Origin of the sequence: Halomonas cupida (assembly GCF_900142755.1) — a bacterium.
Classification (GTDB): Bacteria; Pseudomonadota; Gammaproteobacteria; order Pseudomonadales; family Halomonadaceae; genus Halomonas; species Halomonas cupida.
Genome location: NZ_FRCA01000009.1, coordinates 181155 through 194319 on the forward strand (window position 1 = coordinate 181155; position 13165 = coordinate 194319).

The following is a 13165-nucleotide window of genomic DNA, read 5'->3' on the forward strand; positions in this document are numbered from 1 at the left end:
CTTCATGAAGGAGTTCGATCACATCGTTGTCGGCGGCGGTGCTGCCGGTTGTGTGGCAGCGGCCCGCCTTGTCTCCGAGCAGGGCGCTCGGGTATTGCTGCTCGAGGCCGGACATTCCCACCGTCATCCGTTGCTGGATATGCCGCCAGGCATCTTCAAGATGATCAACGGCTCGAAGTTCATGCGCTATCACCAGACCCTGCCGCAGCCACACCTGGACGGTCGCGTGCAGGATATTCCCCAGGGCAATGTGCTCGGCGGTGGCTCATCGGTCAACGCTCAGGTGTACATGCGCGGCAGGCCAGATGATTATGATGACTGGGAGCGTGAGCTGAGCGGCAATGACGATCATGTCGGCTGGGGCTGGGGAGACGTACTACCGCACTTCCGGGGCATGGAAGACAACAACCGATTGTCCAATGCATATCATGGGCAGGGCGGGCCGCTGCTGGTATCGGACCCTGGCCACATCGATCCGGTGTCACGCTGGTTCGTGCAGGCCGTGCAGCAACTCGGCGAGCCGTACAACCACGACTTCAATGGTGATTCCCAGCGCGGTGTGGGGTTCTATCAATTCATGAATCGCGCCGGCCGTCGCAGTTCCTCAGCCTACGCCTTCATCAGTCCACTGCAGCATGACCCACGACTGGAAGTGCAACTGCATTGTGAAGTGCAGCGGGTGATGATCGAGAACGGCTGTGCCGTGGGGGTGGTCTATCGCGACAAGGCCGGCAGGGAACAGGTTGCCCGCACACGAGGGGAAGTCATCCTTGCTGCAGGCGCACTGGTAACCCCCAAGCTGTTGATGCTGTCGGGTATCGGCCCGGCAGATCACCTGCAGGAACATGGCATCGAGGTACAGCAGGACCTGCCGGGGGTGGGGCAGAATCTGATCGATCATCCCGAGGTGCCGGTTACCGCCTATGCCAGGCAACCCTGCGGGTATTATCGCCAGGGGGATGGCTGGCGGATGCTGCGCAATGGCCTGCAGTTCAAGCTGTTCGGCAGTGGCCCCGTCACCTCGGCAGGGGTGGAAGCGGGTGCCTTCGTCAACCCGGTGGATCCCGACGCGCCCCCCACCATCCAGGCCTTCTGTGTGCCCATCGTCTACCTGGACCGCGACGCCCGTAACTCGATGCAGGATGGCTATGGCATGACGGTCACTACGGTGGTGGTCAAGCCTCGGTCACGTGGCAGTGTACGGCTACGTTCCAGTGATCCAGCCGATATGCCACTGGTATCACCGAATCTGCTGCAGGACCAGGCGGATATGGACGATATGGTCGCCGGACAGCGCTTCTTCCTCGAGGCCTTTCAGCAGGGGCCGCTGAAGGAGCGCATACGTGAAGTGGTCCTGCCTCGGGCCGCCAACCCAACGGATGAGGAGCTGCGCGCCCATTGCCGACGCCACGTCAAGACCAATTACCATCCTGCTTCCACGGCGCGAATGGGGGCGGATGGCGACCCCATGGCCGTGCTCGACAGCCGCATGCGAGTGCGCGGTATCAAGGGGCTGAGAGTCTGCGACATGTCCGCAGTACCCAATATCAACGCCGGCAACACCAATGCACCGGCGATGATGCTCGGCAGCCGTTGCGCGGAGCTGGTGGGGATGGCAACCGGCAGACAAACTACTGTGAGCGGAGAGGAGCGACAGGCTTCTTCCCGGCCTGCGATGTCAGCGGCTAAGTGATCAGATAGGTCGAAAGTAATCGATAGGTCGAAAGTGGTCGATAGTCGCCCCGGTGTCAGTCACCGGGGCGCTTTGCGTACAGGGTCCGGCGTTTGCCTTACAGACGCGCCAGCAACTCGTCCGATATATCGCCTCCCAGTGCACCGATGACATGGCCTCGTTCACCATCGATGCGCGTGGTGACGAAGGCGTCGGAAACGGCCGAAACGCCAGCTCGTATCAGTACTGACGCGGTGAGCAGCAAAGCAGTGCGCTCTGCAAACCAGCGGGCCTCGCTCTCCTGGGGAAGGCTGGGCCAGCGTTCGAGATGGGCGCGCAGTGCCGCATCGTAGCGGCGATCACTACCCTGGGCAGCGACCAGCTCCTGGCGGAGGACTTCTGCGGCCAGTGGTTCTTTCGCCAGTGTACGCAGGATGTCGAGACAGATGACGTTGCCGGAACCCTCCCAGATACCGTTCAGCGGTGCCTCACGATAATAGAGGGGCATGCCGGTTTCCTCGACATAGCCCATACCACCGAGCATTTCCATGGCCTCATAGGTCACCAGTGGGCACCGCTTGTTGCCGAGGAACTTGGCCAGGGCAACACCGATGCGGGCAAAGGCGCGATCCTCGTCGCTGGTACCGTCGAAGGAGCGTGCCACACGCAGGCCAAGCGCGAGGGCGCCCTCGACATCCAGAGCCAGGTCGCCCAGCACAGAGCGCATCAAGGGTTGGTCCACCAGGTCACGCTTGAAGGCGCTGCGATGCGAGACCCAGTGATGGGCGGTACTCAGCGCACCGCGCATCAGGCCGGCAGGGGCAAGCGCAGTATCCAGCCTGGTATGGTGGACCATCTCGATGATGGTGCGAACGCCTGCGCCCTCGTCACCCAGTTGCCAGGCCAGGGCACCGTGGTACTCGATTTCCGAAGAGGCGTTGGAGCGATTGCCGAGTTTGTCCTTGAGGCGCTGGATATGGATGGCATTGCGCTCGCCTTCGAGCCAGCGGGGCACCAGAAAACAGGTCAGTCCACCCGGAGCCTGAGCAAGGGTCAGAAATCCGTCCGACATCGGCGCCGAGCAGAACCACTTGTGGCCGAAAAGACGCCAGGCGTCACCTTCGGGTTCGGCTCGGGTGGTATTGCTGCGTAGATCCGACCCCCCCTGTTTCTCGGTCATCGCCATGCCCAGAGTGGCAGAAGACTTCTGTTCGATAGGGCGAGTGGACGGGTCGTAGTGATTGGCAATCAGGCGAGGTCGCCAGATATCGGACAGGGCCTGGTTGGCTGCGAGGGCAGGAACCGCTGCATAGGTCATGGTCATGGGGCAGCAGTGGCCCGGTTCCGTCTGGCTGGCGAGATAGATCATGGCCGCGTGGGTGACATGGCCACCGGGATTTCCCTGCCAGGCCACGCTGGCATAGCCGGCCGACTGAGAGGTTTCCATCATCTTGTGCCAGGCCGGGTGGTATCTCACTTCATCCAGGCGGCGCCCGCCCTGATCGAACAGCACCAGTTCCGGTGAGTGGCGATTGGCTTCCATACCCGCTTCACGCATTTCCTGGCTGCCCATCTTCCGAGCGTAGTCAGTGATGGCAGTAGCCTGCCCACCTTCACGCTCCGTGGCCTCGCGCAGGGCAATATCGGTCGACCACAGATCCACATCACCGCGTATCGGTGGCTGGTTGACAACCTCATGGGTGGTGAGGGTTGAGCGTGGCGTTGAGTCGGTCATGGTGCCTCCCTTGTGATGATTGGAGTTGTCGTTGTTGGTGCCTGGAAACACAGCTGGAGTCTGAAAACATAGCTGGGGCCTGGAAACATAGCTGGCGCACCAGGATTCGACAGGTGCCGGAAAGGGTCGCATGAAAACCGTCGAATGCCACCTGGACTAAAGTTCGTACAATTATATTGGTCATTTGTACGAATTTTTTCTAGAGTTCAATGTAGCGCACATGGAAATGCCAACAAGACAAAGCAGCAGAACAGCGCATTACAACAGCTCAATAGAACAGTTCAGCAGAACAACAAATACATCTCGAGGTGATCATGGAGTACGACTACGTCATCGTCGGTGGGGGCTCCGCCGGCGCCACGCTCGCCAACCGGCTCAGCGCGGACCCGGACAATCGCGTATGCCTGCTTGAAGCAGGAAAGAACGGCAGCAGCCTGCTGGTCAGAGCGCCGGTGGGTGTGGTGGCGATGCTGCCTGGTTACGGCAAGCTCAACAACTGGGCCTTCAAGACCGTGCCTCAGTCGGGCATGAATGGCCGCCGTGGCTATCAGCCTCGCGGTCGTTGCCTCGGAGGCTCTTCGGCAATCAACGCGATGCTGTACGTCCGTGGTCATCGTGCTGACTACGATGACTGGGCCGAGATGGGCAATGAGGGTTGGGACTGGGAGTCCGTGCTGCCGTATTTCCGCAAGGCCGAGAGCAACGTGCGTGGAGACAGCCATGCCCACGGCGGTGACGGCCCTCTTCAGGTCAGTGACCAGGAACGTCCGCGCCCGATTTCCCGAGCCTTTATCGATGCGGCGGCATCTTTGCAGATTCCCGTAACCAATGATTTCAACGCCGGTGATAACGAGGGCGTGGGCTATTTCCAGGTGACCCAGTTTCACCATGGAAAGCACAAGGGCGAACGCTGCTCGGCAGCACACGGCTATCTGCATCCGGTCATCAATGAACGCCACAACCTGACAGTGATCACTCAGGCGCATGCCACGCAGATACGCTTCGAGGGCAAGCGTGCCGCCGGTGTCAGCTACACGCGAAATGGCAGCGAGCAACACGTCAAGGCGAGCCGAGAGGTCATTCTCGCCAGCGGCGCCTTCGGTTCACCGCAGTTGCTGCAGTTGTCGGGGGTGGGGCGGCCGGAAGATATCCAGCCGCATGGTATCGAGATGGTCCATGAGCTGCCGGGGGTGGGGCAGAACCTCCAGGATCACTTTGACTACATTCAGGCCTACAAGTCGAAGGACACCGATCTGTTCGGTATCTGCACCCGTGGCGGATTGCGCTTGCTCGGCCAATTGCCACGCTGGAGCAGGCATGGCAACGGCATGATTGCTTCACCCATCGGTGAGGCTGGCGCCTTTCTCAAGACAGATCCATCACTCGACCGGCCGGATATCCAGCTGCACTTTGTCGCCGCCATTGTCGATGATCACGCGCGCAATCTGCACTGGGGCTATGGCTACTCGGTACATGTCTGCCAGTTGCGCCCCTGGTCTCGCGGCTCGGTATTCCTGGAGTCGGGGGATCCTCATGCTGCTCCGGGAATCGATCCGAATTTCCTCAGTGATCCCCGCGATCTGGAGGTCATGATCAAGGGTGCCAAACTCACTCGCGAGATCATGCACGCCTCACCGCTGGTCGAGTACAAGCACAAGGAACTGTTCGGCATCCACGACAACATGACCGATGCCGAGTGGGAGGCCAATATCCGCGCACGCGGTGACACCATCTATCACCCGATCGGCACCTGTCGCATGGGACACGATGACCTGGCGGTCGTCGATACCGAGTTGAGAGTGAAGGGTCTTGAAGGGCTCAGAGTCGTGGATGCCTCTGTCATGCCCAAGCTGGTCAGTGGCAATACCAATGCTCCCACCATAATGATCGCCGAAAAGGCGGCAGACATGATTCTCGGCAGAAAAGGGGCCGCCGAGACCATGTCTCAGCAAGCAACAACGCAGGAGGATCTGACATGCGCGGACAAATGATGTTTCAGGCGCTGACCACTGGGTCATTGATTGATCATGCAGCGCGCTATCATGCCGGTACAGAAATCGTTTCCGTTGCCACCCTGGGCGGCGTCGAGCGCACCTGTTGGTCAGAGGTTTCGGCCAATGCCCGTCGTCTGGCATCGGCGCTTGACCAGCTCGGTGTCGCGGCTGGAGCTCGCTGCGGCACCATCGCCTGGAACAATCGCCGTCATCTCGAGATCTATTTCGGTGTCGGTGCGGGGGGGCGGGTCACTCACACCATCAACCCGAGGTTGTCGCCGGAGCACCTGATCTACATCATCAATGATGCGGCCGATGAGATACTGTTCTTCGACCATACCTTCCTACCGTTCATTCCTCAGCTCCGTCCGCATCTGACCACGGTAAAGCACTACGTGTTGATGGGGCCACGCGATGAGGAAGCATCAAATACGCTGGACGGATTGCAATTCTTCGATGAACTGATTACCAGCGGCGATGCGCAGTACACCTGGCCCGAGCTCGACGAGACTACGCCAGCCGCACTCTGTTACACCTCGGGCACCACCGGCAAGCCGAAGGGGGTGCTCAACTCTCATCGCTCGCTGGTCCTGCACGCTCTGGGTGGTAACCAGCCTGATGGCACCTGTATCTCGGCACGTGACTCGTTGCTGCCCGTGGTACCGATGTTCCACGTCAATGCCTGGGGGATTCCCTTCATCGCCGCCATTGCCGGCGCGCGGCTGGTACTGCCGGGACCGAATCTGGATGGTGATAGCCTGCTCAAGCTGTTGACCGAGGAAAAGGTCAATGTGGCCTTTGGTGTTCCGACCATCTGGATGGGGCTGTTGGCAACATTGAAGAGCTCCGGTGCTCAACTGCCGGATCTTGAGCGATCCTTTGTCGGTGGCACGGCCTTGCCACCCTCAATGATCAGTACCTTCCGCGACGATTATGGGGTCGAGTTGATCCACGCCTGGGGCATGACCGAGACCACCCCCATCGGCACTATCAACATGCCCCTGCACAAGCACGGCGAGCTGCCCCTGGAGCAGCAGCGCGAGATACGCCATGCGCAGGGGCGTCCGATCTTCGGTGTCGAGCTCAGGGTGGTGGATGCCGAAGGCAACACTCTGCCCAATGATGGTAAGAGCCAGGGCAACCTCCAGGTACGCGGTCACTGGGTCATCGAGCGCTACTATAGTCACGATAAAAACAGCCTCGATAAAGGTGGCCTGGATAAAGAAGGTAAGGAGGAAAATACCCTGACCGACGATGGCTGGTTCGATACCGGGGATATCGCCACGCTTGATGAGAACGGCTATCTGATCATTCGTGATCGTGCCAAGGACATCATCAAGTCGGGAGGCGAGTGGATCTCCACCGTGGACCTGGAGAATATCGCCATTGCTCACCCGGGTGTTGCCAATGCTGCGGCCATTGCCGCCTGGCACCCCAGATGGGATGAGCGCCCGGTGTTGGTCTGCGTGCGTGCCGAAGGATCCGATGTCGAGGAGTCGCAGCTGCTGGCCGATTATGAGGGCAAGGTGGCGAAGTGGCAGATTCCCGATCGAGCGATCTTTGTCGATGCGCTGCCCATGAGTGCCACCGGCAAGGTGCTGAAGAACAGGTTACGGGATGAATACGGCCAGATTCTGGCGGAGGACAGGGAATGACAACTACAGAACAGGAGGTGGCGACAGCCGCTTCCCGTTACCCCCAGCACGAGGCCGCTCTGGAAGCTCTCTATCGGCACCGGAATGACTGGGCGCAAACGTCGGTGAAGGAACGTCTTTCCGTTCTCCAGCAGGTCAAGGATGCCTTGCTGGTGGTGGCGGAAGACTGGGCCATGGCCGCCTCGAAAGCCAAGGGCCTGCCTGAGAGCAGCCCTCTGGCAGGTGAGGAATGGCTGGCCGGTCCGGGTGCGATGATGGCGGGCTGCAACGGCTTGATGCACACCCTGCAGCAACTGGAGGGCAAGGCCTTTCTCGATGGCGTGCCACGCCGCACCCTGGCCAACGGGCGTTTGTCTGTACGAGTCACTCCGTCCAGTCACTGGGATCGCTTGCTGCTGTCCGGAATAACCGCGGATGTGTGGATGCAGTCTGGCGTCACCGAGGGCAACCTGGCCGAGCATGCGGCGCTGGCTTATGACGTGCCTGAGGAAAAGCGGGAAGGCAAGGTGGCTCTGATCCTCGGTGCCGGCAACGTGGCTTCCATCGCACCGTTGGACGTGTTTCATAAGCTCTTCGTCGAAAACCAGGTCTGTCTGCTCAAGCTGAACCCGGTCAACGATTATCTCCTGCCGTTCCTCGAAAAGGCGCTTGCAGCGCTGATTGACCGCAATGCGTTGCATATCGTCAAGGGCGATGGTGCGGTGGGTGCCTGGTTGACCGAGCATCCGTACATCGAGGAAATGCATATTACCGGCGCCGAGGCGACCCATGACGCCATTGTCTGGGGCACCGGTGACGAGGCCCTGCGCAATCGTGAGGCTGGTACTCCACGCAACAGCAAGCGGTTCACCTCTGAGCTGGGGGCGGTTTGTCCGACGATTGTGGTACCCGGCCCATGGAGCAAGGCGGATATTGCCTTCCAGGCCGAGCAATTGGCGACACAGAAGCTACAGAACTCGGGGTTCAACTGCGTGGCCTGTCAGGTGCTGATCATGCCGCGTGGCTGGGAGCATGGCGCCGATCTGCTGGAGCAGTTGAAGACGGTCATGGCTAGCTCGACGCGCCCGGCCTGGTATCCGGGGGCCGCTGATCGGCTGGCGGCATTTCGCGAGAAGGCCAATGATCCTGTCGAGGTCAGCCGGGGAGAAGCGTTGCCGGTAATCATGGCCAAGACCAGTGACGCCGATTATTTCCGGGAAGCAGAAGTGTTTGGTCCGGCAATGTCGCTGACCGAGTTGGAGGCAGGTGATGCCGAGAGTTACCTGCGTGCGGCGATCGACTATGCCAATGAGAAACTGCACGGCACTCTGGGCGCCAACATCGTGATCCATCCGGAAACCCGGCGGGCCATCGGTAAGCAGCGTTTCGAGGAACTCATCACTGAACTGCGTTACGGTACCATCGCCATCAACACATGGTCGGGTATAGGCTTTCTGCTGGCTCCCTGCCCCTGGGGCGCATTTCCGGGCCATACCCTGGAGGATGTGCAGAGCGGTATCGGCACAGTGCATAATTGCCTTATGCTGGAGAAGACGGAGCGTACTATCATCGAGGCACCGTTTCGACCATTCCCGCGGACTCTGCTGACTGGTCGACCAACACTACTGCCCCGGCCGCCATGGTTCATCACCAACCGGCGCCAGGATCGAGTAGCGGAGCTGCTGGTTGATTTCTACCATGCCCCGGGTTGGCTGAAACTGCCTCGACTGTTCCTCCACTCGTTGCAGGGCTAGTTCCGCAATCGGGGGTTGGATAACGGCAGTGCCCTGGCCGTCCTGCATCTGCGTCATACAGACAGCTTGAACAGTACGGTCGGGGTAATGTTTCAGGAGCCGGGCTTGCTCCACCTACATGCACTGGTCTCCATCGGGAGATACGGACAGACAGCAAAGCAGATGGACACATGAACCAACAACTGTCGCACCCGGAACTGTCGCATTCAGAAACCAGACTCGAGGAACGTGCGCGCCGCAAGGCGGCAAAGCGTGAGTCGAAGAAGACCGAGATTGCGGTCAGCACTCTGGATGCGCTGAAACGTCTGGGATACGCCAATACCACCATGCGTGACATTGCCGCGCACTCTGGCATGTCACTGGGCAGTTTGACTTATTACTTCACTGACAAGGCGGAGTTGATCACCTATTGCGTACGCCTCTACAAGGCCGAGTTCATTGGCCGTATCGAGAGTGCCGTAGGTAGCCATCGCACGCCCGATAGAATTCTCGATAGTCTGGCCGCAGAGCTGGCAAGGTCGATCACCGATGATCTCTCCACCCATCGTCTGTGGTACGACATTCGCAGCCAGGCGATGTTCGATCCGAGCTTTCGTCCGGTGGTGGCGGAGATCGAGGACAAGCTCAAGCGGACGTTGAGTGCTGCACTACAGGCGGCAGGCATGAAAGGAGACGAGGTCTTGCCATTGGGGTATGCCATGCTCGACGGAGTCTTTCGCTTGTTGCTGCAGAATACAGCAGCCGACCACCAGCCCTATGATCAACTGGAACGTCAGTTCCGCATGGCGTTGGAAGGTATTGTCCAGATGACACCCTCGTCCTGATCCACCGACTCTCCTGTGGGTTGGTCGTCCTCGCGATGGGAGAGAGTGGATGTCTTTCCGTGCGGATAGCCCATATACCGGCGGTAGGCTTCTGGTCAGTCGGTCAGTGCATCCCAGGCTGCCATCGCGCAGGACGCTACATCCAGTAATTCCTGTCGAGTGGCGCCGTCACGAGCCAGAATCGACATGCCGTGCTGCACGGTGGTGTAGTAGTTGGCGATGGCGTTGCAATTGATATTCGCCTTCAGTTCTCCTTCATCAACAGCGCGCCGCAGGCGATGCTCCAGGCAATCGCGATTGCCATTGCGGTGCCGCTCCAGCTCTGCGCCAATGACGGGATTGGTTCCCTGTGATTGTGGGCTGGCCAGGACAATCAGACATCCCCGCGAGGGGATCTGTTGAGTAAAGGCAATCGCCGTGGCATGGAGTACATGGCGGACGGCGTCCCGAGCCTGTTCAATGCGATTCACTGGATCCCAGATACCGCTACCACCGGTGGTGATGTACAGCTCAACGGCTTCACGAAACAGGGCTTCCTTGCTGCCGAAAGCGGCATAGAGACTTGGCGAACTGATTCCCATGGCTCGTGTCAGTTCGCTCATTGAAGCGTTGTCGAAGCCTCTCTCCCAGAATACCTCCAGCGCTTGCTGAAGGGCCTTGTTCCGGTCAAAGGTGCGTGGCCGTCCACGTGATGACATGGCTTACCTCTTTTATGTGCCGGTCGATACAAAAATATCTTGACAGTACCTGTGAAGTCCAGTCAGTGTTATTTATGTATCGATCGATACATAAATAACACTGACTGGAACAGGAGTACATTCATGAGTGGTCTGACAGGAAAGGTGGCACTGGTGACCGGCGGCAGCCGAGGCATCGGTGCAGAGATTGCCCGCCGTCTGGCGGCTGACGGCGCAGCGGTTGCCATCACCTATGCCAGTCGAGAGGAGGACGCCCGAAGCGTGGTCTCGAATATCGGGGCTTCAGGTGGCAGTGCGATTGCCATTCAAGCGGATGGCCGTAACGGAGAGGAAATTGAAAGCGCCGTGGCACAGGTCCTCACGAACTATTCGGCACTCGACATCCTCGTCAACAATGCGGGGATATTTGTCACCGGTGACCTGCTGGAGTTCAGCGAGGAGGATCTTGACCACTCGCTGTCGATCAATCTGCGAGCCCCCTTCATCGCCATGCAGGCGGCGGGTAGACACTTGCGTGATGGTGGACGCATCATCAATATCGGCAGCAATCTGGCATCGAGGGTACCGTGGCCGGGGATCAGCCTCTATGCCATGACCAAGTCGGGGCTGGTGGGGCTGACCAAGGGCGCCGCCAGAGATTTCGGACCTTGCGGTATTACCGTCAATGTGGTTCATCCGGGCTCCACGAATACGGACATGAATCCCGCGGACGGTGACCATTCTGATCTGCAGCGAGGCGCGATGGCTATCCCCCGATACAACGAGGCAAGTGACGTCGCCTCTCTCGTACGCTGGCTGGCCGGTCCAGAAGGACGTTCGGTAACCGGGGCGGAGTTCACCATTGATGGTGGATCAAACGCTTGAGAGCGGAGGGCTGATCATGCGCGCTCCCGATTCTCCCAGACTCGGGAGCAACCTTGCGAGGACTGCAGTAGATTTCTGTTTCCATGGAGGAGGGTATTCGATGGGACGACGCTGGGCCCTTGTTGAGGGTATAATTGATGCAACGATTCCGGAGGCGTCATGACCAGCATCACCACCGCAGAACAGGCTCAACAGGAACTGCTCGAGGACTTCGAACTGTTCGACAACTGGATGGACCGTTATCAGTACATCATCGATATGGGCAAGGCATTGCCGGCCTTTCCCGATGAATGGAAAACCGATGATCGGAAGATCCAGGGGTGCCAATCGAATGTCTGGATGCACCATGAGGAGCAGGGCGGTCGTCTGCACTTCGATGCCATTTCGGATGCCGCCATCGTTTCGGGCCTCATCGCTGTACTCATGCGTATCTACAATGATCGCGATCCCGCCGACATTGTCGCCACCAGTCCTCATTTCCTGAAGGACCTCGGGCTGGACAAGCACCTGTCGCCAACGCGCAGCAATGGTCTCAATGCCATGCTGGAACGCATCTACCTGGTGGCTCGTCAGGCCCATCAACAACATGCCGGTGCCCAGTAGAGGACCCTGCGGTGCGTGATCTCGACTCGGTAGCCATCCGCGATGCCACGGATGCGGATATGGCTGCGGTACAGCAGATTTATATGCATCACGTGCTCTACGGACTGGCGTCCTTCGAGGAACATCCTCCTTCCACCGACGAGTTGATGACCCGCCGTCAGGCATTACTGGATGCGGGCCTGCCATATCTGGTCGCCGAACAGCATGGCGAAGTGGTGGGCTATGCCTACGCAGGAAGCTACCGGCCGCGGGCGGCCTATCGGTTCACCGTCGAGAACTCTGTCTATGTTGCGGTGAAGCAGGGCGGTAGAGGCGTTGGCAGTGCATTGCTGAAGGCACTGATTGAACGCTGTGAACAGGGACCATGGCGACAGATGCTGGCAGTCATCGGCGATAGCGGGAATGCTGCCTCCATTGCTCTGCATCGACGGATGGGATTCAGGGTCGTGGGCACTTTCGAGGCGGTGGGTTTCAAGCATGGCCGCTGGGTGGACAGCGTATTGATGCAGCGTGCGTTGGGGCAGGGGGCCGACACGCCACCCGCAGGAGTGGGCTAGTCTGCCATTGTTGCCTTTCGTTCTAATCTCGCCTGTCGTTGCGAGGCCGGAATTGTTCGTCGAGTTCCGGGTCTTCGCGACACATCTTCTCACTGGGGCCACCCGGGACGGGATCGATACCACTCGGTGCCCATGGGTGGCAGCGCAGGATGCGTCTGAATGCCATCCAACCGCCCCTGAAGGGCCCATGCACGCTGATCGCCTCACTGGCATAGTGAGAGCAACTGGGCCAGTAGCGGCAGCGTGGGCCGAGTATCGGGCTGATCACCCATTGATAGAACCGGATCGGCAGAATGAACAGTGTCCCGGCCAATCGCTTGAGCAAGGTTGGCTGCTGGCGGCTGGATGAGGGGTCAGGTGGCTGATTTGCCATAGAGCGTATCAGGATCGATCAGTGGAGTGCTGGTGATCCGTGCCTCCTCTGCTTCAAGTGCGATGTAGAAACAGCTCTTGCGGCCGGTGTGACAGGCTGGGCCGGTCTGATCGACCTGCAACAGCAGAGTGTCGCCATCACAGTCCAGTGCGGCGCCCTTGAGGTGCTGCTGCTGACCGGAGGATTCCCCCTTGCGCCACAGTTTCCCACGGGAACGTGAATAGTAGCAGACGCGGCCGGTACTCAAGGTTTCCTCGAGGGCTTCGCGATTCATCCACGCCATCATCAACACCTCTCCGCTGTCGTGTTGCTGGGCGATCGCGGGGATCAGGCCGTCGGCGTTGAAGGGAATGGCGGCGAGGACGTCGCTCAGGTTGTGGCGGCTGTCCAGTGGCGCACGTTCGAGATCCTTGAACAGAGTGGTCATGCTGTCAGTCCTGGCAGGGGATTATTCCGT

At 59.5% G+C, this 13165-nt stretch carries 12 protein-coding genes; 8 read left to right on the forward strand and 4 right to left on the reverse strand.

Features of this window, described 5'->3' with window-relative positions:
- Positions 1-4: 4 nt before the first annotated feature.
- Positions 5-1693: a GMC family oxidoreductase gene (locus tag BUE38_RS16200; RefSeq protein WP_084541992.1), complete on the forward strand. Its 1689-nt coding sequence runs from the start codon at positions 5-7 to the stop codon at positions 1691-1693.
- 97 nt (positions 1694-1790) lie between these two features.
- On the opposite strand, the gene BUE38_RS16205 is transcribed toward BUE38_RS16200, so the two are convergent.
- The gene (locus tag BUE38_RS16205) at positions 1791-3407 is read right to left on the reverse strand and encodes an acyl-CoA dehydrogenase family protein (protein WP_073436282.1); all 1617 of its coding nucleotides are present in this window, start codon (positions 3405-3407) and stop codon (positions 1791-1793) included.
- Positions 3408-3721: 314 nt separating this feature from the next.
- Between BUE38_RS16205 and BUE38_RS16210 the strand changes: the two genes are divergently transcribed.
- From BUE38_RS16210 to BUE38_RS16225, 4 genes are all read left to right on the forward strand, one after another.
- Complete coding sequence (locus BUE38_RS16210; protein WP_073436283.1) at positions 3722-5398, forward strand: GMC family oxidoreductase; 1677 nt, start codon at positions 3722-3724, stop codon at positions 5396-5398.
- Positions 5383-7056 carry a long-chain fatty acid--CoA ligase gene (locus BUE38_RS16215; RefSeq protein ID WP_073436284.1) on the forward strand — a complete coding sequence of 558 codons (1674 nt, stop codon included), beginning with the start codon at positions 5383-5385 and terminating at the stop codon, positions 7054-7056. The genes BUE38_RS16210 and BUE38_RS16215 overlap by 16 nt, the downstream gene beginning before the upstream one ends.
- Positions 7053-8789 carry an aldehyde dehydrogenase family protein gene (locus tag BUE38_RS16220; protein ID WP_073436285.1) on the forward strand — a complete coding sequence of 579 codons (1737 nt, stop codon included), beginning with the start codon at positions 7053-7055 and terminating at the stop codon, positions 8787-8789. Before BUE38_RS16215 ends, BUE38_RS16220 begins: the two co-directional genes overlap by 4 nt.
- A 170-nt stretch (positions 8790-8959) precedes the next feature.
- Positions 8960-9613, forward strand: coding sequence for a TetR/AcrR family transcriptional regulator (locus tag BUE38_RS16225; protein WP_084541993.1), 654 nt, complete (start codon positions 8960-8962; stop codon positions 9611-9613).
- A 95-nt stretch (positions 9614-9708) separates the two neighbouring features.
- Here BUE38_RS16225 and BUE38_RS16230 read toward each other — a convergent pair whose 3' ends face one another.
- Entirely contained in the window at positions 9709-10311 is a 603-nt protein-coding gene (locus BUE38_RS16230; protein WP_073436286.1) for a TetR/AcrR family transcriptional regulator, read from the reverse strand.
- A gap of 123 nt (positions 10312-10434) precedes the next feature.
- On the opposite strand from BUE38_RS16230, the gene BUE38_RS16235 reads away from it, so the two are divergent.
- The 3 genes from BUE38_RS16235 to BUE38_RS16245 all read left to right on the forward strand — a co-directional run bounded on the left by BUE38_RS16235 (position 10435) and on the right by BUE38_RS16245 (position 12335).
- Entirely contained in the window at positions 10435-11175 is a 741-nt protein-coding gene (locus BUE38_RS16235) for an SDR family NAD(P)-dependent oxidoreductase (RefSeq protein WP_073436287.1), read from the forward strand.
- A 159-nt stretch (positions 11176-11334) separates the two neighbouring features.
- Positions 11335-11778: a SufE family protein gene (locus tag BUE38_RS16240; RefSeq protein WP_073436288.1), complete on the forward strand. Its 444-nt coding sequence runs from the start codon at positions 11335-11337 to the stop codon at positions 11776-11778.
- Positions 11779-11789: 11 nt separating this feature from the next.
- Positions 11790-12335: a GNAT family N-acetyltransferase gene (locus BUE38_RS16245; protein WP_073436289.1), complete on the forward strand. Its 546-nt coding sequence runs from the start codon at positions 11790-11792 to the stop codon at positions 12333-12335.
- Between the two features lie 22 nt (positions 12336-12357).
- On the opposite strand, the gene yidD is transcribed toward BUE38_RS16245, so the two are convergent.
- Positions 12358-12708 (reverse strand): membrane protein insertion efficiency factor YidD, encoded by a 351-nt coding sequence (gene yidD / locus BUE38_RS16250; protein ID WP_073436290.1) that lies wholly within the window; start codon positions 12706-12708, stop codon positions 12358-12360.
- A complete protein-coding gene (gene hisI, locus BUE38_RS16255; protein WP_073436291.1) occupies positions 12689-13135 on the reverse strand; it encodes a phosphoribosyl-AMP cyclohydrolase in 447 nt (148 codons plus the stop codon). Before hisI ends, yidD begins: the two co-directional genes overlap by 20 nt.
- Between the last annotated feature and the right edge of the window lie 30 nt (positions 13136-13165).